The following is a 20613-nucleotide window of genomic DNA, read 5'->3' on the forward strand; positions in this document are numbered from 1 at the left end:
CGATAAATCTCGATCCGCTCTTCAAGGCTGAGCTGGCAATAACATTGTCCCATCGCAACAACACCATAGCAGGTGTTGCACTTGTTCTGTGAACCAAGGACTTCCACACTGGCAAACAGGCGGTTAGGGGCGCATATTCGGGGCATGCGAACAAGACTTCACATCCTGCTATCGGCGGCGCTTCTCGCCGCCGCAATCCTATTGGTGTTCCGGAACGAGCTTCACGCGCGGGGGCCGTCAGCGACGCAATGTGGCTTCTGGGGCGAGATAAGCGACGGGTTGTCTTGCCGATGAAGCTTATGACCCAAGGTTCGAGGTCGACCAGATCTTCCGCCACCGTGATCCCAAGCGGGTGGCCAACAACAATGAGCAGGCGCTCGCCTGATCTGTACTGATAGCGCGAATCGCTCCCTACCCAGGACCATCCCGAGATGGCTCGGGGTGCAGGGCTGCCGCTTCCGCTGCATGTCGGCGATGAGTTTCTTCAGGCCGTCGACGGTCTGCGGGTCGCTGATGTTCCTACAGACCTCTGGTCGTGCTCGACCTTGGCGTCGAGTTCTTTGCCCTGCTCGCACATGTCCGCCTCCGCGGCATTCAGGCGACAAACGCGTGGCGCGGCCAGGTTCTTATCTCAGCGCGAAGCGCTCGCCGGCTATGGCCCAAATCCGATAAATGGCGGCTGTGGTCTAGGCTTGTCACTTCCGGTATTGGCACCTTAGAGACATGACGGCCTGCTCTGAGGATGTCCGTTTCCGGAGGAAGACCGGAAGTGAGCGGCGAGCGGTCAATGTGACGTGATTGACCCGCTTCGGACATGAGCATAGCCGGACATCGGCCCACAATCCTGCTATATAACCATTCAATTTCCCCGAGCCCGGGGGTCGATCTTGAGCAGCGCGCACGTAGAGCGGCGACTGGCAGCTATTCTGGCGGCGGATGTCGCTGGCTCTTGCCGCTTGATAGGGATCGACGAAGAAGGCACGCTAGCGCAACTGAAAGCTCTTAGAAAGACGCTTTTCGATCCCAAAATCGCTGAGCATCACGGACGCATCGTCAAGAATACCGGAGACGGCGCTCTCGTTGAGTTCGCCAGCGTGGTCGACGCCGTACGATGTGCCGACGAAATCCAACGCGGCGTGGCAGAACAAAATATCGATGTGCCGCAGGTCAAGCGGATCGAATTTCGCATCGGCATTCACGTCGGTGACGTAATCATCGAAGAGAACGATATCTTCGGTGATGGGGTCAATATTGCGGTGCGTCTCGAAGGGATCGCAGAACCAGGCGGCGTCAGCATTTCAGACGATGCTCATCGGCAAATTCGTGGCAAGATCGGTATCGATTATGACGATATGGGTCCGCAGGTATTGAAGAATATCGCCGAACCAATGCGCGTCTGGCGCGCGCGCATCGGCCCAAGCTTTGCGCAGGCAATGCTAACAAACCCGCCGACCGAAACTGCGCGACCCCTCGCGCTCCCCGACAAACCTTCCATCGCAGTGCTGCCGTTTGAGAACATGAGCGGCGATCCGGAGCAGGAATATTTCGCCGATGGCATGGTGGAAGACATCATCACGGGCCTGTCGCGTTCGAGATCGCTTTTCGTCATCGCGCGACACTCCACCTTTACTTACAAAGGCAAAGCTTTCGATATCAAACAGGTCGGCCGCGAGCTTGGCGTCCGCTACGTGCTGGAGGGCAGCGTCCGCAGGGCCAGCAATCGCGTTCGCATCACTGGGCAGCTCGTTGATGCCGCGACGGGTAATCATATCTGGGCAGACAGGTACGACAGTACACTCGAAGACATTTTCGATCTGCAGGATCGGGTGACCAGCAGCGTGATCGGCGCAATCTCCCCTCAACTGGAGCGCGCCGAAATCGAGCGCGCCCAGCGCAAGCCGACCGAAAGCCTTCAGGCTTACGACTACTATCTTCGCGCGTACGCCAGCTTTTACAGATTCACCAGAGAAGCGCACCTTGAAGCTCTCAAGCTCACGGAAATTGCCAGCGGTATCGATCCCGAATTCGCCGCAGCATACGCGCTCGGCGCCCGTTGCTATATGCAAAGGAAAGCTTTCGGCTGGAGCACTGATGCTACTCAGGAACGAATTGAAGCCCGACGCCTCGCGAGACGAGCGATCGAGCTCGATAAGGACGATCCATCGGTGCTTGCAATGGCCGGACACGCGCTCGCTTACGTAGTGGGTGAGGTGGAGGAAGGCGCCGCCCTCCTCACGCGGGCGATAAATCTAGACCCAAATCTGGTTATCGCACGACAATGGAGCGGGTTCACTCACCTTTGGCTCGGTAACGTAGATGCCGCAATCGAGCAATTCAAAGTTGCGCTGCGTTTGAGCCCGCTGGATCCACGGAGCTTTAATGCCTTGACCGGGCTGGCCTATGCTCATTTTTTCGCTGGCCGCAACGAGGATGCCTCATCATGGGCGGCAGCCGCTATCAGGCTACAATCGAAGTTTGTGCCAGCACAATTAATTCTGGCGGCATGCCATGCGATGTCTGGACGGGTTCAGGAAGCACGAGAAGTCTGTGCGCGCGCAATGCAACTGAACCCGACCCTACGCATTTCCGGATTTAAGGACTGGGGGCCGGTTCTTCGACTTGAAGGTATGGAAAAATTGGCGCAGGCTTTCCGGATCGCTGGCATGCCGGAATGACCGTTATTGGCACCTTAGAGACATGACGCCCTGCTCTGAGGATGTCCGTTTCCGGAGGAAGACCGGAAGTGAGCGGCGAGCGGTCAATGTGACGTGATTGATGCTGTGGACGGCGCCCACTCTGCGGCATCGAAGTGCCATAGGGTGGTTGCGTTGAAGCAAACCACTTTGAGGGGAGCCGTCCATGGGCGAGGTTAGCACGATTGGTCTCGATATTGCGAAGTCAGTCTTCCAGGTTCACGGCGCAGATGTTGATGGCGCGGTTGTGATCCGCAAGCGTGTGAGCCGCGCCAAGGTGCTGGAGTTCTTCTCGACTTTGCCGGCTTGCGTTGTTGGCATTGAAGCCTGCCCAAGTGCCCATCATTGGAGCCGTGAGCTCCAGGCGCTCGGCCATACGGTGCGGCTGATGCCGCCCAGTTATGTGAAGGCTTATCTCAAGCGCAGTAAGAACGACGCTAATGATGCTGCGGCGATCTGCGAGGCAGTGACACGTCCGTCGATGCGTTTTGTGCCGACCAAAAGCGAGCAGCAACAATCAGGCCTGATGCTGCATCGCAGCCGACAGCTACTGGTCCGTCAGCGAACGATGCTGTCGAACGCGATCCGCGGTCACCTGGCCGAGCTCGGCATTATCTCGGCAAAGGGGCGCAACGGCACAGCCGAGCTGTTCAAGATCATTGCTGACGAGAAGGATGGTCGGATACCCGCGGCCGCACGGTTCAGCCTCGATGTTCTTGCCCGCCAACACGCCGCGATCGCAGCTGAGATCGGAGCTATCGAGAAGCGCATCCATGCCTGGCATCGTTCAAGCGAAGAAAGTCGCCGGCTCGAGCAGATCCCAGGCGTTGGTCCCATCGTCGCCACCGCCCTGGTCTCAGAAGTCGGTGATTGGAAAGAGTTCTCGTCCGGACGAAGCCTGGCCGCCTGGATCGGGCTTGTTCCCAAGCAGCATTCGACCGGTGGCAAGGAACGTCTGGGTAGAATCTCAAAGCAGGGAAACCGGTATTTGCGATGGCTGCTCGTCACGGGCGCCATGGCCGTTATCCGATATGCGTGGCAGCATGGCGCGCGGCGCCTCTGGCTTGCGCATATTATGGAGCGCCGGCCGATCAAGGTCGCCGCCGTGGCGCTTGCCAATAAAATTGCGCGCATGGCCTGGGCCATGATGGTACGCGGAGAGCAGTTCAAAGAGCCAAGATTGCTGCCAGCAGCATAGACAATAGGAGTTTCAACGATTGGCGAGGGCATGACGACGTAATGCAGATACGGTTGTTCCGGGGATTGGGAGAGCCCGTTTGGGTCAACGCACTTTCAAGTGCATGCGAACGATTGGGACCCGATCCGCGCAGAGCATTAGGGCCAGCGGCTACACCTGCCGCATCAACAGGCCGGACACGTGACCGCACCCGACCAATGCTGCAAAACGTCAGAAAGTTCTTGCCAGGGCGCCGTCCACACGTGACCCAACTCGGACATCACGCAGGGTCCAATTGGATATACAGGTAGCTGTTAAGCGGCTAAAACAGGCACCGGAAACCACGTTGGGCTTCGGGCAATTAAATGAATAGCCGCGCTTCATTGCTCTCAGGGACAAGGATGAAACGGCGTGAATTTCTCTTAAGCCTCGGCGGAGCCGTAATATGTCCCTTTGCTGCGTTTGGGCAGCAGATCAAAGTTCCGACAATCGGCGTACTCGTTTTGGGGAATCCTAATCCCGGTCCCTTTTTGAAAGCTCTTCGAGAAGCACTGGGAAAAATTGGCTACATCGAAGGCCAGAGTTTTCGCCTAGAGCTGCGATCCGCGGGTGGCGATGCGGCAGCCCTTGGAGATTTGGCTAGTGAATTGGTTCGCCTCAAAGCCGACGTTATTGTCGCTTGGCAAACGCCATCTGCCATGGCGGCGAAGCAAGCCACGAACAGCATTCCCATCATCATGGCGGCAGTCGGCGATGCGGTTGCTACCGGACTTGTGAAGAACCTGGCACGGCCTGAAGGTAACATCACCGGAAATACGGCTATCGCTGCAGAAGTCATGGCTAAGAACGTCGAACTCATTCGTGAGACGTTGGCGGCCGCTCGCCGCGTTGCAGTTCTGGCGAACACGGTGGACCCCTTCAGCAAGCCCTTTCTCAGTCAGATCGAGCTCGCAGCACCGGCCCTTGGCATCGAGATCAATCGGGTAATGATGCATCCAACGGAGAATGCCGAGGGTCATTTTGAGGGAATGAGCCAAAGCAAGGTGGATGCAGTTATTATTCAACCAACCTTGATACGGAGGGATGTCATCGAACTCACACTGAAGCATCAGATGCCTTCGTTCTCGATGGTTGGTTCGTTTCCTTCTTCGGGCGGTCTGATGTCGTACGGCGCCTCTGATCCCGACCAGTGGCGGGAAGTGGCCATATACGTGGACAAGATACTGAAGGGCTTACGCCCGGCCGATTTGCCAGTCGCGCAACCGACCCGGTTTGAGCTAATCGTGAATCTCAAGACCGCCAAAACGCTTGGCATCACCATTCCTCCGTCGCTGCTTACGCGCGCGGATGAGGTGATCGAATAGCGTTTTCTTGCTGTGGCGCATGAGTCCGGTTTTGGCACCTTTGAGACTTGGCGACCGGCCCTGACGATGTCCGTTTCCAGGGGAAGACCGGAAGTAGTCGGCCGACGACCAAAATGACGCGATTGACCCATTAACGGACATAGGTGGGGGAATCCCGGTCAAGAGCAATGGGCCGCTTGCCAGCAGGGGCAACAAGCCGTCATGGCCTGAGTCTCCCCGAAGTGCTAAAAAGAGTGAACATTCAATCAAACGCACCGGGGAATCAGTCATGGCGTCGATCACGGCAGTTGCCAACGATTTCTTTGCCGCTTGCGAGACTGGAAAGGGTTGGGAAGTCTGCAAGACTTACTGTGCTCCAAACGCAACCTTCGCTGCTCAGGCCGAACCGCTTGCAGAGATCGAAACTCTTGCAGAATACGCGGATTGGATGAAGGGACTAATGACGATTATGCCGGACGGTAGCTACGAGGTGAAATCCTTCGCCACCGACGCCGAGCGAAACAATGTCGCTGCCTATGCTGTCTTTTCGGGTACTCACACCGGTCCCGGCGGTCCGTGTGAGCCGACCGGCAAGAAGACGACGTCGGACTATGTCTACGTAATGCAATTCACTGGCGACAAGATCAGCCACATGACGAAGGTCTGGCATTCTGGTATGGCCCTGAAGGAACTGGGATGGGTCTGAGCGGCATCCCTCCTTGCTGTGATCGCGCTGCGCTGCAAAGATAAGTGGTAGATCAGCTTGGGCGACAAAACGCTGAGACGCGGGATAGGTTGGTCAGCGCAGTTGCCCCATACCCGACATCGCGTTGAGGTCTCACGAATCGACCAAATGTCTTCTGGACAGGGATTTCGTTATAGTTGCTGACCGAGGCAGTGCTTGCGTGTATCCTGACGCACATACATAGCCAAGACGTACGTCGAACTCTGCGAGGGCCAATATGGCAGAACTTCGCGAGTGGCTTGAGGCGCGAGGACTGGGCCGCTACGCGGACGCGCTATTGGCTCAGGACATCGAACTCGATATCCTGCCTCAACTGACAGATGCAGACCTGACGGCGGCCGGTCTTCCCGTTGGCGCCCGCAAGCGCCTGCTCCACGCGATTGAGGGGCAGCGCAACCTCTCCGACGCGGCGATTCAGTCAAGGGGGGCGCCGGCGATCGTTCCGACAACGGAGCCGGCAACTGAAGCGGAACGACGGCAACTGACCGTCCTTTTCTGCGACGTCGTCGGCTCGACGCGCCTCGCTGAGACGTTAGATGCGGAAGATCTGAGAAATCTGCTACTGTCGTTTCAGAAGGTGTGCGCAGATGTGGTTCAGCGCCATGAAGGGCAAATCGGCCTTTTCATCGGCGATGGCGTGACCGCCTATTTCGGCTATCCGAGGGCTCACGAGGATTCCGCCCAGCGTGCAGTCCAGGCGGGCCTCGACATCATGGCCGGATTAGCGGAGCTTGGGCGAGAAGGTCTCGAAGCCCGCTGCGGTGTCCACACTGGCCCCGTTGTTGTCGGTGAACTGGGCGTTGGCGAGAAGCGCCTTTGTGACGGCATCGTCGGCGAAGCGCCAAATATTGCCGCACGTCTGCAAGCCTTGGCACCGCCGGGTAGCCTGGTCATGAGCGAGGCGACGCTGCGCCTCGTAGAGGGCTTCTTCGAGGTCGAGCCGCTTGGTCCGCAAATGCTCAAGGGCGTCAGCGCACCGATTGCGACCTATCGAGTGCTGCGGCCCAGCTCCGCGCCCAACCGCTTTGAGGCGAGAGGTGGACAATTCCTGACTCCGCTCATCGGCCGCGAGACCGAACTCGGCTTTCTCACCAAGCGATGGGAGAACGCGGTGGAGGGCGAAGGCCAGGCCGTGCTGCTGCAGGGAGAAGCCGGCATCGGCAAATCCCGCTTGCTGCAGACGCTGCGCATGCAGCTTCGCGAAGCGCCGCACACCGAGATTGTCTTTTATGGTTCTCCACAACATCAGACCAGCGCGTTTTGGCCGGTAATCCAACAATTGCATCGAGCGCTGGGTTTTGCCGGCGAGAAGGATGACTTGACGCGGCGCGAGCGCCTCCGACACTTTCTCGGCGATCTCGATTTGGACAGCGCCGAGGTGGTCGAACCACTCGCCATGCTGCTGGGACTTCCGGCGGATCCGGGGTGGAATGCCGGCCCAGCGGATCCTGAGCAGGTTCGCCGGGCTGTCTTCGCTGCGCTGTCGCGGCTTACCTCTGCAGTACAGCGGCGAAGCCCATTGCTTGTGGTTGTCGAGGACGCCCACTGGATTGATCCCTCGACCACCGAACATGTCGGTCAGATGCTAACCGACATGGCGTCCCAACGGCTTTTCGTTCTGCTGACCGCCCGACCGGAGTTTCGGGCGCCGTGGTCGAACTCGTCGCAGATGGTGATCTTGCCACTGGCCAGGCTCAGCCGTCGTGAGACCGAAGCGATGATTCGTCGCGTCGCGCCCGATGATCTGCCGGCAGCCATGGTGGCGCAATTGGTCGCCAAGACCGACGGTGTGCCACTATTCATCGAAGAGCTTACCAAATCGGTCGCCGAAAGCAGGAGTAACCTCGCCTTCGGCGCGGCCATCGAGATCCCTGCGACCTTGCAGGCCGCACTTCACACCCGTTTGGATCGTCTGGCGCCGATCCGTCAAATCATTCAGGTGGCGGCGCTTTTGGGCCGGGTGTTCGATTCCGATCTTCTGATCGCAGTGACCCAGCGAGATGCTGCCGCGGTCAAACGGGCGCTGCACGACCTTATCGAGGCTGAGCTTATCTACCCGCGAAGAGATCCCCACTGCGAAAGTTATCAGTTCAAGCACGCACTGATCCAGGACGCGGCCGTCAGCACACTTCTTCGCAACCAACGGGCCCAACTGCACCGCCAGATCGCTGTTGTCCTGGTCGAGCTTCGCGCCACAGCGGTCGAGCGTAACCCGGAACTCGTGGCGCACCATCTTCAGGAAGCCGGCGATTGGGGCGGCGCGCTCGAATACTGGCAAAAGGCGGGAATGGCCGCCATGGCAAGGGCTGCCGCCCGGGAGGCGGTATCGCACTTTGCCAATGCGATTGACTGCAGCAAGAAACTTGACGATGCGTCCGGCTGCGCCGAGCGGATAGCCCGTCTCCACCTGGCGATGGCCAGTGCCTTGATGCAGTCGGGCGAATATCGTTCTGAGCGCGTTGGTCAGGCGCTTGATGATGCACGTCGTGCCACCGCGGACACTGCATTAGTCGAATTGCAGTGTGAAGTAGTGCTTTCGATCGCTGCGTTTTCTTATGCCACCGGTCGCAATCGCGAATACCTGATGCTCGCCGATGAGCAATTGGAAAATCACGCCGATCTGCTATCTCCCGCCTATGTGAGCGCCCTTTGGTCGACAAAGGGGACCGCTCATTTCAACCGGGCAGAATGGCGCTTCGCGATCGAAGCCATGCGTAAGGCTCGAGATCTGATTGATCGGACTGACGCCAGCCGCCGTATTTTGCTGGGCGGTGGGGATCAACTCATACCGACCCAGCAAGACTTTTTCCGATCACTGGTTACGATGGGTTTCGTTGACGAGGCCGTCGAGACGGCAGAGTGCTTTGTTCGAACGATTGACCGGATGGAGAAGCCCTACGACATCGTCTGGGCTCTTGGGACAAAGAGCCTTCTGTGCGCGCTGCTCGGCCAAAACGATGTGCTGTTGCGGGACGCGGCGAAGATCATCGAGATCAGCGAACGCCATGGATACACCGCCCGAGTTAGCAGTGGCCTTTCATTGCGAGGACTTGCGCGCTCGCGATTGGGTGAGCTGAATGCCGGCATCGACGATGCCCGCGAGGGAATGATGCTGTGGCGTGGACAGGGCGTGGTATTTACTACCCCGGATCGAGTATGCAGGCTATGTGACCTTCTGGTGCAGGCGGGCCGTCTCGAGGAGGCATCGCATCTGCTGGACGAGGTCGATGCCCTCGTCATCAATACCGACGAAGCTTGCTTCCTGGCTGAGTGCATCCGTATTCGCGGCCAAATCGCCGCTTGCGCAGACGATCTGTCCGGCGCGGTGTGCCTGTTCGAAAAATCGATCGCTGTTTCCCGGCGGCAGGAAGCGCGACTGTTCGAGCTCCGCGCCACAGCACAATTAGCATCAGTTCTCGGACGTCAGGGGCGTGCCCAGGACGGTGAGGCACGCCTACAAGCCATCATCAACGCATTCCATACCAAACACGAAATCGTCGATCTTGCCGCTGCTCGAAAAGTGCTGGACATGTTGCGTCGATAGAGGAGGTTGCCAATGAACAGGCGATCGATTGAGATCAACGGCGCCGAGCTGACCTATCTCGAGGCGGGCGTGGGTCCTCCCGTAATCCTGATCAACGGGCTGCTAGGCGATTATCGTTCGTGGCGCCGACAAGTCGATGTGCTTCGCTCGAACTACCGGGTCCTTTCGCTCAGCCAGCGCTACTACTGCCCGAACAAATGGCCCGATGACGGAGCGGGATTTGGTGTCGCCACACATGTCGCTGACGTTTCGAGCCTGCTGCGCCAGCTTGACCTGCCGCCGGTTCATCTCATCGGCCATTCCTATGGCGGCGGGGTCTCCGCGCAATTCGCCAGCGAGCATCCGGACCTTGTGCGTTCACTAGTGCTGGCGGAGCCGGCGGTCGCTACAATCGCGCTGGACGATCCTGCAGTGCCGAGATTGATGGCCGAATTTGGCGAGAACAGGAAGATAGTTTTCGACGAATGGCAGAATGGCAATCGGACCAAGGCTGTCGAGGAGCAACTCCTCTATGTGTTTGGGCACGAAGCCCTCGACCGGATTCGCGGGGAGCATTTCGCTTTCATCAATGAGAATGCGGACGTGATCGGCGCCGCGTTTCGCCCGCGGCCTCCGCCGCCACCGTTCACGCCTGCGAACGCGCGAAGGCTAACGATGCCGGTACTACTGATCGAGGGTGCCAGCACCATACCGATCTTTCGGATCACCTGCCAAAAGTTAGCGAGCTATATCCCGGACGTGCAACAGGTCATCCTTCCTGACACCTCGCATGCCCTTTGTCTGGAGTCGCCTGGGCCCTTTAGCGAGGTCGCACTCCAATTCCTGAATAGCCATTGAGTCGAAATGCCAGGTGCTCGCCCTCGTCCCCCCGCCGTCGACCCTCGTTGGTGCCGACAGAATAGCACTGCAATGTCACAGTCTGGCACGAAACAGACCTGCGACCGGCGCTGACAATGTCCGTTGCTCGGGGTAGACCGGAAGTGGCTGGCCGAACGTCAAAGCGACGCGATTGACCCGAAGCGGCCGTCGCAGAAAGGTGCTAGGCTCTCGTCCACCCACAGACGTGATCCTTGTGGGGAGGGACACATGCGACGGCGTGAGTTCATCGCGTTCATGGGTTCAGGAGTCATGCTGCCGCTTAGTGCACGAGCGCAGCAATCGACGAAGGCGTACCGGATCGCGATACTGCATCCATTGTGGCCGGTCGCCGAGCTGACCGAAAGTAGCAGCAATCGGTTCTGGCGCGAGCTTTTCCTGGAAATTCGCCGGCTCGGCTACGTCGAGGGACAGAACCTGGTAATCGAGCGTTATTCCGGCGAGGGTCATGCGGAGATCTATCCTAAGCTCGCCCGCGATATCGTAGCCAGCAATCCCAATCTTGTTGTTGCGTTTACGAATAGGGTGGTGGTGCCTCTCAAAGAGGCAACGTCCACCATACCGATCGTTGCGATGACCGGTGATCCGATCGATCTTGGCCTTATGCCGAGCATCGCACGGCCGGGCGGGAACATCACGGGCGTCAGCATCGATGCCGGATCGGAGATTTGGGGCAAACGGCTTGAGCTTTTCCGGGAAGTCGTCCCAAAAATATCGAAGCTCGCAATTCTGGGGCTGCGCCAAAGCCCGGAAGTAGCCTTAATGCAGAAGGCGGCAGAGAAAGCGGGCGTAGTAGTCGTTGGGCCCTCCTATCTCGAGGATGCAAGCGAAGCGGAATATCAGCGTGTCTTCGCCTTCATGTCGCAGGAAGGTGCCGACGCGCTCTTCGTCGACACGAGTCCGGAACTCATTACGAAGGCACAACTGATCGGCGAGTTGGCTAAGAAATACCGGTTGCCGGCCATTTATCCATTTCGTTCATATATAGAAGACGGCGGGGGGCTCATGGCCTATGGCGTCGATTTTGTGGAGCTTTTTCACCAGGCCGCTCGTTCCATCGACAAAATCCTCAAGGGTGCGAAGCCCGGTGATATTCCCTACTATCGGCCGACGAAATTCGAACTCGTCATCAATCAGAAGGCTGCCAAGGACCTCGGACTAGTAATTCCCGAGTCGTTGCTCGCTCGTGCTGACGAGGTGATCGAATAGTATGCTGTTTTGTTGCGATGAATGAGTCCGGAATTGGCCCATTGCGTCATTTTCGGGCAACGCAACATTTCAGTCTCTTTCGGAGCGAAGCGGACATTGCGCGATGCTTACGCTGCCAAATTTATGTCAGGTGCATTTGTTGAGAAAGAAACTGCTGAATTTCTTTCGACTCCCCTAAAAGATCCGCTCTTGCGGTCGAAGCTCCAAGCATCAGAGTTTTTTGGAAGCGCAATAACCACTTTTTGGAAGGAGGTCCGATCGACCCAACGTTGGTGCTAGAGAGATCAATGCGATACGCGCGATTGAGGTGGGTGGTTTCTACTGGGCCAGCATCTTCGAAAGGGCAGCAAAATCGGTGGCATCGTTATCGCCGACTACGTCAAGCGGTGATACGGCCCGCTGCTCTGGCCTCTGCGGCATAGGCGGATAGCGGTCTGTCCGCTGCGAAGTGCAGGTCGCGCTCGACCGGCAAGCCCAGCGTATCGTGCCCGGATTAAATCTGGCGGCCAACTGGCTACACTTTCCGCGGGCAGCACCAGCACCAGGAATGGTTGCCGCGCGACGCGGGCACGTCTTCGTTCTAGAGCAGCACATCGATGGCGACGCCTGGATGGCATATGATGCGAACTCAGGTGGGCGCACAACGAGAATTCATGCGCGCTCACTGCGTGGATACACCGTGGTCAATCCGCGGGCAGCGTGACTGCATCGTTGAAAATGAGTGGAAATGAACGACAGGCCGCACCACGGCCTGTCGTCACAGCATTCGGGTGGGAATTCCAGGAGACGGATATGATGGGTTACTTCCTATGTTTCTGAGCCGAACGGCCGGCTGGCGGCATTGTTGAATTGTTCGCAATAACCGTCAGCAAGCGGTCGAGGAAGACCGCTTGCCCCTTCAAAATCTTCGCACGAGCCTCCGCAATTCCAAACATTCGGCGCGGTCAAGTTCAGAAAAAGTCTGCCGCTGTCCGGATCGCGGCGGCCATTCCATCTCGAACATATTGCTCTGGAGGCCGGTCCGCTCCCAGTCGTCTTCCACCGCCCACACGTGAACGATCTTGCCTCCCGGTTGTCTCGCTTCGCCAAGCGGCAGGGACTTGGCGCGTAGCCGGTGACCCGTCTCTTCCCCGAATTCGCGCATTGCAGCGGCCAAGGGTGTTTCGCCTTCTGCGATCAAGCCTTTTGGAATCGACCACGATCCCAGTCCTTGTTCTGCCAGAAAGGCCCGCCGGGATGGCCCAGCAGGATTTCGACACCATCGTCCCTATGCCATAGAGCAGTAGACCTGCGCTCTGTTTGACGGATGCAGCCTTTTTCACCGCCGTTCCCTAAGCCGCACGGCTCGGAGCAGGCGGGTGACAGTTTGCGGGTCTGTTTTTGCCATGGCTGCCGAGTCAACGGCTTTGCCATGATCGCAGTTCCTAGCTTACCAGCCGAGCTGGGGAGGGGTGCGTGACGCCGTCGATATTGGGCATTCGTGGTGGATGACGGCGGCAGGAACCACTCCAGCCGATGCCGGTTAAGCCGCAAAGGAGACGGCTATGAGTGATTACAGAGACACGCGGGGCGGCGCCTATGACCATGTGAGTGATTTTGGGAACCCGCAGCCTCCGCAGGTGCGAGACAAGGAAACCCCGCACCAAAAAGCGCAGTGGGGCGCGGACGTGCGGCCCGAACCACTCCCTGGTCCCGAAGAGGGCTATCCGTTGCCGGAGGGTCTGAGGAAAGAGCGCAAAGGACCCCTGAACAAAGACACCGGACGACGACCGAAGAGGTAACGGGACATGTGGACAGCGAACGCTCGGATAGGTGCTACACTTGTTTGAAAAATTATCGGCAGCGAAGCGCAAGAAGAAGCTCAGCAAGAAGGGGCTGAGCGAGCATATGCGGCGCTCTAACAACAAGCGCCACGGCAATTGATAAAGTTAGTTCTTTCAACGCCGAGCGGTCGCATGTGGACAAACTAAAGCGTGCGTGGAGCGGCGTATGTGTTTGGTCCAAGCAGCTAGAGCTGCTGGCTGATGCATGTCGGCATGTCGCTGATGGTGAGAAAAGCCTGGCCCATCAACGGAAGATCATCGATCGACTGGACAGGCAGGGGAGCGCCAACCTCGACGCGCTCCTCTTCCTCGAGTACCTCGAAGAGATGCAGGACCAGTACGAGGCTCACCGAGACAGTCTAGACCGGCGGATCATAACGATCGTCAGGCCGGAATAGTTTTTCACCACTGGCCCCCATAATTATGCCCGGCCTACCGGCGCGCCGTGCAATCTGGCAAGTTTAAGAACTTTATCTGTCGCTGGACGTTCCCAATGCTTGGAGGCGACATGCGGTTTTCTGGTTATATATTCGACGTCGAAGGCACGTTGATCGACAGCGTGCAGCACAATCTACTCAGCCTGCAGGAGTCTTTAGCGGACTTCGGAATAGAAGCTCCATACGAAGAGCTCCAGTTATACACCGGCTTGGACGGCAATCAAACGCTGCAGCTCGTCGCACCGGAATTGGTGGAGGCCGATCGGAAGAGGGTGTTGGAGGCGCAAGGCAAGCTTTACGAAAGGAAATACCTCGCAAGCGTAAAGGCATTTACCGGTGTGCGCGAAGTGTTCCTGGCCCTGACCGCAGAGGGCGGCAGGATCGCTCTCGCGACCGACTGCAAGGGCGCAACGCTGCGGCATTATCTCTCCCTGCTTGCGGCGGACGATCTGATAGATTCCATGGCGTGCGGGGACGATGTAGAACACGGCAAGCCGGATCCGCGGCTCGTGGGCTTGGCGCTGAGAAAGCTGCAAGTGCCGGCGGCGCTAGCGGTGGTAATCGGAGACACGCCATACGACGCGGAAGCTGCGAGCGGCGCCGGGACGGCGTCAGCAGGCGTTCTGACCGGCGGATTCTCAAGAGAAACCCTGTTGCAGGCCGGCTGTTTAGCAGTGGCGCAAGAGGTCCGCGACCTGATTTCCTGCTTGAAGGCCGATCAGCCGTCGTCTTCCGAAGCCGTGGAGTGAAGGAATGCTCGTGCAGCGTTGGCCTGCCAGACTATGGCTCGTTCGGCACGGGGAGAGTGCAGGTAATGTCGCTCGCGACGCGGCCCACGCGATCGGTAGCGAAGCTATCACCATCGAGGCACGCGACGTCGACGTTCCGTTGAGCTCTTTGGGAAAGCGCCAGGCAGAAGCACTCGGACGCTGGTTTGCATCGATGCCCGACGTAGAACGACCGGAGGTCATACTCAGTTCTCCATATCTTCGGGCCCGACGCACGGCAGATGCGGTCTGCGCGGCATTGAACTCCCGTTCGCAAGCGGGTGTCGTCGTTCCCGATGAGCGATTGCGGGAAAGAGAGTTCGGGGTTCTGGATCGTCTTACGAGGTTCGGTATCGAACAGCGCCATCCCGAACTGGCGGCCGCTCGCCAGTTGATGGGAAAATTCTACTTCAGGCCTCCTGCAGGCGAGAGCTGGTGCGACGTCATCCTGCGCCTTCGCAGCGTTCTGGATACGATCAGCTTGCATTATTCGGACAAGCGCGTGCTCATTGTGAGCCACCAGGTTGTCGTCCTTTGTTTTCGATACCTTATCGAACAGCTGGATGAGGCCTCGATCTTGGCGATCGACGCTGAGGGTGACGTCGCCAATTGTTCGGTGACGGAATACGTGCTGGCGCGAAAGAATGAAGACGACGCTGTCCTCAAGCTGCAGCGGTACAATTTCGTGACACCGCTTGAAGAAGAGGGGGCACCCGTCACCTCTGCTCCGGATGCGAAGGTGGCAGCTCGATGATTGAGGGCACGCTCAACGATCGATATTTGCACTTTCATCCGCTTCCGAAGCACCAATCAGGAGACAAACATAGCCGGGGCCGGGTCCTAGTAATTGCCGGCCATCTTGACGTACCTGGCGCCGCTGTTCTGGCCGGTCTCGGTGCCTTGAGGGCGGGTGCCGGTGTGCTGCGCATCGCAACTTGTAGAACAAACGCCCCACATATAGGCGCCGCAATGCCTGAAGCGATAGTGGTCGGTTGCGCAGAAACCTCCGCCGGGGAAATCGCCGTTCGGGACGCCCAGCGCCTTGTGGATTTGGCCTCGAGCTCGGACGCCGTTTTGATCGGACCAGGAATGCTGGATGAGGCGTCCGTAGGAGAATTGTGTTCCAAGCTCCTGGAGGAGGTGGATGGGCCGCATTTTATTTTGGATGCAGCAGCCTTTACTTCGCTTCGTGATATCGAATTGCCAAGTAGTCAGCAGGGGCGGATCGTCTGCACGCCCCATTTCGGAGAAATGGCAAAGTTTTTGAAGTTGGACCGCGAGGACGTCGAGAGGGATCCGCTGGGCGCCGCACGCGCCGCCGCCCGGCGTCTTCAAGCAGTAATCGCGATGAAGGGTGCAAGCACTCACGTCGTTTCACCTCAGGGAGAAGCGCTCCTGAACAATCACGGCACGATCGGACTGGCTACATCCGGCTCAGGAGACACACTAGCCGGCATTTTAACCGGCCTGGTTGCCAGGGGAGCGGCACCGTTTCTTGCTACCGCATGGGCCGTATACATGCATGCGGAAGCTGGCCGGCGATTGGCGGCTCGGGTTGGGCCACTTGGCCTTATTGCCCGTGAGATACCGGGGGAGATCCCCGCGATCATGCGGGAGTTCGATTGATCGAGCGGGCCGTTCACCGAACATGCCGCCCTGCCCACGGACCTGGCTTGCGTTAGCGGCAGACCGAAAAAGCCCGCTACGAAACGGAAAAAGCGGACGCCCGGAAGGATCGATGACCAGGCAGCCCGCGAGGCCGCGCCGGCGAACCACGGCAACTACGTTCCAGGGCTTCCAGCCCAACGACCCGCGAGGGGTGACCCGGAGCCTCTCAGTAGTCCCGGTAGGTCCGCACTCGCCGCTGCTGCCTTCCATACGCGGCGCGAGGATTGATGTTGCAGTAGAGCCCGCGGCCCGAGGCCGACGCCATGCACTGCGCATAGTTGCTGTAGGAACAGTCGCCTGGAACGCCGATGCCTCGACCCTGGAGGCAATAACGATAGTCGTAAGCCGCCGCTGGCGAGTTGCCGGCTACCGTGACGGCCGCCGCGGCCGAAAGCGCCAAAAAGGCCAACATTGTATTGCGCATCATCACTCTCCTGCTTGAAACAAAGCCGCGTTCTCGATACCGATCGCAACACGATCAAGATGGGATCGTTCCTAGGACCGGATTGGGCGCCTTGAGGAGACGAAGTCAGCTCAGCATGAGCCGCATTGATAGGAGCAAAAAGTGAGTCTCCGGCGCTATTGCATTTTCGTAATTAGATTGAAAAACAGCGGCTTGGGAATATCTCCCGATCAAGCGAGAGCGCAACAACCGCCCTTCAACCGAGATCCAGCGTCCGTGATTAGAAAAGGCGAGGCTGGGTCTTCTGACATTCCGAAACTTGGCCCTGCCTCACTGGCCTTAGAGGCAACGACGATGTTTACCCGTAAGCAATATGAACGAAGGTCTGAAGAAGACGACCGAGCACTGCGCACGATGTCGGAAGCCGGCAAAAGCCTCACGCTCATCACCGTTAAGCTCAACCGCCCCATGGCATCTATTAAAGCGCGGGCCGCGGATTTGCACATAACCCTTCCGGGAACTGAAATCGGTCATCGCCGCAAGCGCAAGCAATCCGCTTGAGGATTTTGCGCAGTCATGTCATCGAACCTCCTCGAGCTGGCAGGAGAAACGACGTCTACTCAGGTCCTCTACGGCTCCGGTCGGCCACCGGCCGACTTCTTCAACTGCTTGCGATGCGTTTGCGGCCGTAGCAAAAGCGAGCGTTCAAGAGCCTAACTCCCAGATTGTTTGAGTATCACTGGGCCAATTCTCCGAAAGTCTTAGAACAATCCGCATTGATTACGGATGACTGCAGAGACCGGCCGAACGATTGCGCGTTTGTTGCTCATTCCGCTTTCCAGTGGCCACGTGCAACCAGCCAGCTGCGTACGGCTTTTGCACCTGAAATCTGCCAAGAGCTAGGAACGATCAGCACAAGCCGGCATTCAGCAGTCCCCGGGGTCGCCGGTTTGAAGAGGTGCGGGCTGTGCTGCGAAGGGACCGAACATGGTTCAATTCAGGCTGCCACAAAATTCCAGGATCGGAACTGGAAAGACTTGGCCGAAACATGCTTCCGACAGTTTGCGCGAATTCCGGGTGTATCGATGGGATCCGGAAGACGGCAGGAAACCACGCATTGATGCCTATTTCGTAGACACGAACGACTGCGGACCGATGGTGCTCGACGGCTTGATCTGGATCAAGAACAACGTCGACTTGACGCTGACATTTCGTCGTTCGTGTCGCGAAGGCATCTGCGGCTCCTGCGCCATGAATATCAACGGGCAGAATACGCTTGCCTGTACCAGGGCAATGGATACGGAGAGAGGGACGGTGAGGATAAATCCTTTGCCCCACCAGCCCGTGATCAAAGACCTTGTACCCGATCTCACCAATTTCTTTGCGCAGCTCGCAAGCATCGAGCCTTGGCTGCAGACCAAGAGCCCGACACCTCAAAAGGAATGGCGGCAAAGCCACGAGGACAGGGAAAAGCTCGATGGCTTGTACGAATGTATCCTTTGTGCCTGCTGCTCGACCTCGTGCCCAAGCTATTGGTGGAATTGTGAGCGCTTTCTAGGGCCGGCCGCCCTGTAGCAGGCAGCCCGATGGATTAAGGATAGCCGTGATGAGGCGACGGGTGAGCGGCTAGATAATTTGGAGGATCCGTTTCGCCTTTATAGGTGCATACTATCATGAACTGTGCGAAGGCGTGCCCCAAAGGATTAAATCCATCGGAGGCAATCGCCGAGCTTAGATTGAAATTGGTTAAGCGGAAGCTCTAGGCGATCGCCGCATCGGTGCGTTCGCCACACGATAGCTATAGTGACGACGTACGGAGCGATGTCGACGGTGCAGGGCGCCGAAGCTGAAAATATCACGGCTCAGATCGACAACCCGAACATCCGACCGATCACGTCATCAATGGAAACGTGAGCGTTGTGGTCGTGCCCTTACTGTCACTTTCCTGATCGACGGTGCCGCCGATCTGTCTAGCAAGAGAGGCAATCAACTTGAGGCCGGACCCGTTTTCGTTAGAGTTCTGCATGCCGCGTCCGTTGTCCGAAACTGTCAGACGGGCCTCACCATAGCCGATACCTCCTACCAAGCTCACTCTGATTTTGCCGCCCTTCGTGCCGAACGCATGCTTGATGCTGTTCATCGCAGTCTCATTCAAAATGAGGCCAACTGGTAGCGCCCGGTCAATACCCAATTCGAGTTCGTCGCACTCGACATCGATTTCGATTTCCTCAACCTGCTGTCGGATCGCGCTGCAAAGAGCACGAATGTAATAGGATAGCCTGACGATCTGGCCTTCTTGTCGAGGAGCAAGCTGATCATGTGCCAGTGAGATCGCATTGATGCGGCTCGCTACGTGATCCAGCGCCCGATGGGCCTCAGCGTCGTGGTACCGACGTTTTTGAATGGAGATAGAGGATAGAACCAGCTGAAAGTTGTTCTTGACACGATGTTGCATTTCGCGAAGCAAAATCTCTCCTTTTTGAGCTTCGGCAACGGCAGCCATCAATTGTGCTTGTTCGTCCGGCCGTGCATTTTGGCGCAGCACGGTTGCAATCAGAGCGGCAGCGGCGGTGAGAAATTCGGTGGTATCCTCAGTGAAGTCTCTCGGGGTAGTGCTGTCCACCTCCAACACCCCCCATGCCGCACCACCGATTAGCACAGGCACGTTGCTCACCGAGACAATACCGTGCTCTTTTAAGAAATTTGAGCGCACGTATTCCTCTTGATCGCTGAAATTTTTAATGCTGACCGGCTCTGCCGTTTGGAATGCCCGCCCAGGCGGTGAACGTAGGTCGACCGAGAACGTAGCTGTGCGGACGACACCTTCCTTCCATCCGACTCCCGCGACTAGCAGGAGATCGGAAGTCTCCGGACGATATTGAAGGATCTTTACGTGATGGATCTCTACCCCCCGAGCGATTTGGAGAACGGTCTGGTCCAAAAAGCGATCCAAATCGGCACTCTCACCTGAAAGTCGCCCGATATCGACTAAAATGCGAATGTGACGCCGGAGCTTGTCCAGCACGGCGCCTTCGCTCGTTTGTGAACGATCCTCCATCAGACTCTAACGTCGTCCCCATCGAATGGTGCCTAAGATGGTTACCTGTTGTTCGCGCCACAAACGCGCGCCAGCGCACCGAGCGCGAGCGTTGACACGGCGCTAGTCACCGAGCCCGTCACAAGCGCGGAAAGCGTAAGGTATTCGCCCTCAAGGCACCGCAGGCTTTCGAGCTGGGGTTAGAGGATTGCGAGAACCAGGCTGATGAACGTCCCCGCCGCGGTTTGGGACAAGCCTAGCCTGAGCATGACGATGCTGAGGTCGTTGCTTGTTTGCTGGCACTTCTGTAGGTGCCAAATTGTCCCGATAAATATCTTCCGGCCGGAAACTTCGGTCGTTGCGATGCGTTCATGTCGGCAAATGGAACGCTCAAATGGCTTCTAACGCGATCCTCTTCTTTGCAGGCGTGGGAACCACCTTCGCTATCCTCACAGCAGGATTTAGCGGCGGGTTGGTATTCACAAAGGCCGCCTTTGACGATAGGCCGGCGCCTAATCGGGCAGACCCCGCACCAGCGCCACGCATGAGAGTTATTTTGCCCGCTTATGCCGAGCCGGCGCCGGGTGTTATCGCCGTGCCGGACCAGTCTCAGACAGATACGCTGGCGCCAAAGCCGGAGGTCCAGCCAGTTCAGGAAGCGACCATAGCCGTGGCGCAGGTTGAGAAGGCCGACCAGAGAAAGGCCGAGCGCCAGTCAAGGGTCGAAGCCCGCAGACAGGCCGAGCGCAAGGTCAGAAAGATCGCCGCTGCAAGGGCGAAGCAGCGGTTGGAAGCTCAAAGGCGTGAGGAACCGGCCATTGTGGCCTTTGGCGGGCGACAGTCCGCATCTCTTTGGTAATTAGCCAACTCGCGAGCGGGGATGGAACCGAT

General features: G+C 58.0%; 16 protein-coding genes and 3 pseudogenes. 14 read left to right on the forward strand and 5 right to left on the reverse strand.

Annotated features, from left to right (window positions below; translation table 11 throughout):
- Positions 1–887 precede the first annotated feature (887 nt).
- The 7 genes from IVB22_RS26125 (at position 888) to IVB22_RS26155 (ending at position 11587) form a co-directional block, all read left to right on the forward strand.
- On the forward strand, positions 888–2675 hold the full coding sequence (locus IVB22_RS26125; protein WP_247520133.1) for an adenylate/guanylate cyclase domain-containing protein: 1788 nt from the start codon (positions 888–890) through the stop codon (positions 2673–2675).
- A 184-nt stretch (positions 2676–2859) separates the two neighbouring features.
- Positions 2860–3891 carry an IS110 family transposase gene (locus IVB22_RS26130; RefSeq protein ID WP_247520134.1) on the forward strand — a complete coding sequence of 344 codons (1032 nt, stop codon included), beginning with the start codon at positions 2860–2862 and terminating at the stop codon, positions 3889–3891.
- A gap of 380 nt (positions 3892–4271) precedes the next feature.
- Positions 4272–5234 carry an ABC transporter substrate-binding protein gene (locus IVB22_RS26135; protein WP_247520135.1) on the forward strand — a complete coding sequence of 321 codons (963 nt, stop codon included), beginning with the start codon at positions 4272–4274 and terminating at the stop codon, positions 5232–5234.
- Between the two features lie 268 nt (positions 5235–5502).
- The gene (locus tag IVB22_RS26140) at positions 5503–5919 is read left to right on the forward strand and encodes an ester cyclase (RefSeq protein WP_247520136.1); all 417 of its coding nucleotides are present in this window, start codon (positions 5503–5505) and stop codon (positions 5917–5919) included.
- 256 nt (positions 5920–6175) lie between these two features.
- Positions 6176–9502: an AAA family ATPase gene (locus tag IVB22_RS26145; protein WP_247520137.1), complete on the forward strand. Its 3327-nt coding sequence runs from the start codon at positions 6176–6178 to the stop codon at positions 9500–9502.
- 12 nt (positions 9503–9514) lie between these two features.
- The gene (locus IVB22_RS26150) at positions 9515–10339 is read left to right on the forward strand and encodes an alpha/beta fold hydrolase (RefSeq protein ID WP_247520138.1); all 825 of its coding nucleotides are present in this window, start codon (positions 9515–9517) and stop codon (positions 10337–10339) included.
- A 249-nt stretch (positions 10340–10588) separates the two neighbouring features.
- A complete protein-coding gene (locus IVB22_RS26155; protein ID WP_247520139.1) occupies positions 10589–11587 on the forward strand; it encodes an ABC transporter substrate-binding protein in 999 nt (332 codons plus the stop codon).
- A gap of 379 nt (positions 11588–11966) precedes the next feature.
- Here IVB22_RS26155 and IVB22_RS26160 read toward each other — a convergent pair.
- Positions 11967–12065, reverse strand: a pseudogene (locus IVB22_RS26160) (DUF2958 domain-containing protein); the annotation flags it as partial.
- Between IVB22_RS26160 and IVB22_RS26165 the strand changes: the two are divergent.
- Positions 12066–12290, forward strand: a pseudogene (locus IVB22_RS26165) (hypothetical protein); the annotation flags it as partial.
- Between the two features lie 195 nt (positions 12291–12485).
- Here the strand turns inward: IVB22_RS26165 and IVB22_RS41665 are convergent.
- Positions 12486–12767: an NUDIX domain-containing protein gene (locus IVB22_RS41665; protein WP_308200456.1), complete on the reverse strand. Its 282-nt coding sequence runs from the start codon at positions 12765–12767 to the stop codon at positions 12486–12488.
- An 828-nt stretch (positions 12768–13595) separates the two neighbouring features.
- A complete protein-coding gene (locus tag IVB22_RS26175; protein WP_247520140.1) occupies positions 13596–13760 on the reverse strand; it encodes a hypothetical protein in 165 nt (54 codons plus the stop codon).
- Positions 13761–13918: 158 nt separating this feature from the next.
- On the opposite strand from IVB22_RS26175, the gene IVB22_RS26180 reads away from it, so the two are divergent.
- The 3 genes from IVB22_RS26180 to IVB22_RS26190 are packed head-to-tail and all read left to right on the forward strand — an operon-like array spanning position 13919 to position 16240.
- Positions 13919–14596, forward strand: coding sequence for an HAD family hydrolase (locus IVB22_RS26180; protein WP_247520141.1), 678 nt, complete (start codon positions 13919–13921; stop codon positions 14594–14596).
- 4 nt (positions 14597–14600) lie between these two features.
- Entirely contained in the window at positions 14601–15368 is a 768-nt protein-coding gene (locus IVB22_RS26185) for a histidine phosphatase family protein (RefSeq protein ID WP_247520142.1), read from the forward strand.
- A complete protein-coding gene (locus IVB22_RS26190; protein ID WP_247520143.1) occupies positions 15365–16240 on the forward strand; it encodes an NAD(P)H-hydrate dehydratase in 876 nt (291 codons plus the stop codon). Before IVB22_RS26185 ends, IVB22_RS26190 begins: the two co-directional genes overlap by 4 nt.
- 208 nt (positions 16241–16448) lie before the next feature.
- Here the strand turns inward: IVB22_RS26190 and IVB22_RS26195 are convergent, their stop codons facing one another.
- Positions 16449–16706: a DUF3551 domain-containing protein gene (locus IVB22_RS26195; RefSeq protein ID WP_374207671.1), complete on the reverse strand. Its 258-nt coding sequence runs from the start codon at positions 16704–16706 to the stop codon at positions 16449–16451.
- Between the two features lie 333 nt (positions 16707–17039).
- Between IVB22_RS26195 and IVB22_RS26200 the strand changes: the two genes are divergently transcribed.
- Both IVB22_RS26200 and IVB22_RS26205 read left to right on the forward strand, forming a co-directional pair.
- A complete protein-coding gene (locus IVB22_RS26200; protein WP_247520144.1) occupies positions 17040–17246 on the forward strand; it encodes a hypothetical protein in 207 nt (68 codons plus the stop codon).
- Between the two features lie 426 nt (positions 17247–17672).
- Positions 17673–18448 (forward strand): annotated as a pseudogene (locus IVB22_RS26205) (succinate dehydrogenase iron-sulfur subunit).
- Between the two features lie 128 nt (positions 18449–18576).
- Here the strand turns inward: IVB22_RS26205 and IVB22_RS26210 are convergent.
- Positions 18577–19710: a sensor histidine kinase gene (locus IVB22_RS26210; RefSeq protein WP_247520145.1), complete on the reverse strand. Its 1134-nt coding sequence runs from the start codon at positions 19708–19710 to the stop codon at positions 18577–18579.
- Positions 19711–20116: 406 nt separating this feature from the next.
- Between IVB22_RS26210 and IVB22_RS26215 the strand changes: the two genes are divergently transcribed.
- On the forward strand, positions 20117–20581 hold the full coding sequence (locus IVB22_RS26215; protein WP_247520146.1) for a hypothetical protein: 465 nt from the start codon (positions 20117–20119) through the stop codon (positions 20579–20581).
- Positions 20582–20613 lie beyond the last annotated feature (32 nt).

The organism is Bradyrhizobium sp. 190 (assembly GCF_023073415.1).
GTDB lineage: Bacteria > Pseudomonadota > Alphaproteobacteria > Rhizobiales > Xanthobacteraceae > Bradyrhizobium.

What these genes read in the sequence shown, in the direction of transcription:
- IVB22_RS26180 (WP_247520141.1), top strand. Translation starts at nt 13,919, where the DNA reads ATGCGGTTTTCTGGTTATATATTCGACGTCGAAGGCACGTTGATCGAC.
- IVB22_RS26145 (WP_247520137.1), top strand. Translation starts at nt 6,176, where the DNA reads ATGGCAGAACTTCGCGAGTGGCTTGAGGCGCGAGGACTGGGCCGCTAC.
- IVB22_RS26215 (WP_247520146.1), top strand. Translation starts at nt 20,117, where the DNA reads ATGGCTTCTAACGCGATCCTCTTCTTTGCAGGCGTGGGAACCACCTTC.
- IVB22_RS26200 (WP_247520144.1), top strand. Translation starts at nt 17,040, where the DNA reads ATGTTTACCCGTAAGCAATATGAACGAAGGTCTGAAGAAGACGACCGA.
- IVB22_RS26190 (WP_247520143.1), top strand. Translation starts at nt 15,365, where the DNA reads ATGATTGAGGGCACGCTCAACGATCGATATTTGCACTTTCATCCGCTT.
- IVB22_RS26195 (WP_374207671.1), bottom strand. Translation starts at nt 16,706, where the DNA reads ATGCGCAATACAATGTTGGCCTTTTTGGCGCTTTCGGCCGCGGCGGCC.
- IVB22_RS26150 (WP_247520138.1), top strand. Translation starts at nt 9,515, where the DNA reads ATGAACAGGCGATCGATTGAGATCAACGGCGCCGAGCTGACCTATCTC.
- IVB22_RS26140 (WP_247520136.1), top strand. Translation starts at nt 5,503, where the DNA reads ATGGCGTCGATCACGGCAGTTGCCAACGATTTCTTTGCCGCTTGCGAG.
- IVB22_RS26130 (WP_247520134.1), top strand. Translation starts at nt 2,860, where the DNA reads ATGGGCGAGGTTAGCACGATTGGTCTCGATATTGCGAAGTCAGTCTTC.
- IVB22_RS26185 (WP_247520142.1), top strand. Translation starts at nt 14,601, where the DNA reads ATGCTCGTGCAGCGTTGGCCTGCCAGACTATGGCTCGTTCGGCACGGG.
- IVB22_RS26155 (WP_247520139.1), top strand. Translation starts at nt 10,589, where the DNA reads ATGCGACGGCGTGAGTTCATCGCGTTCATGGGTTCAGGAGTCATGCTG.
- IVB22_RS26135 (WP_247520135.1), top strand. Translation starts at nt 4,272, where the DNA reads ATGAAACGGCGTGAATTTCTCTTAAGCCTCGGCGGAGCCGTAATATGT.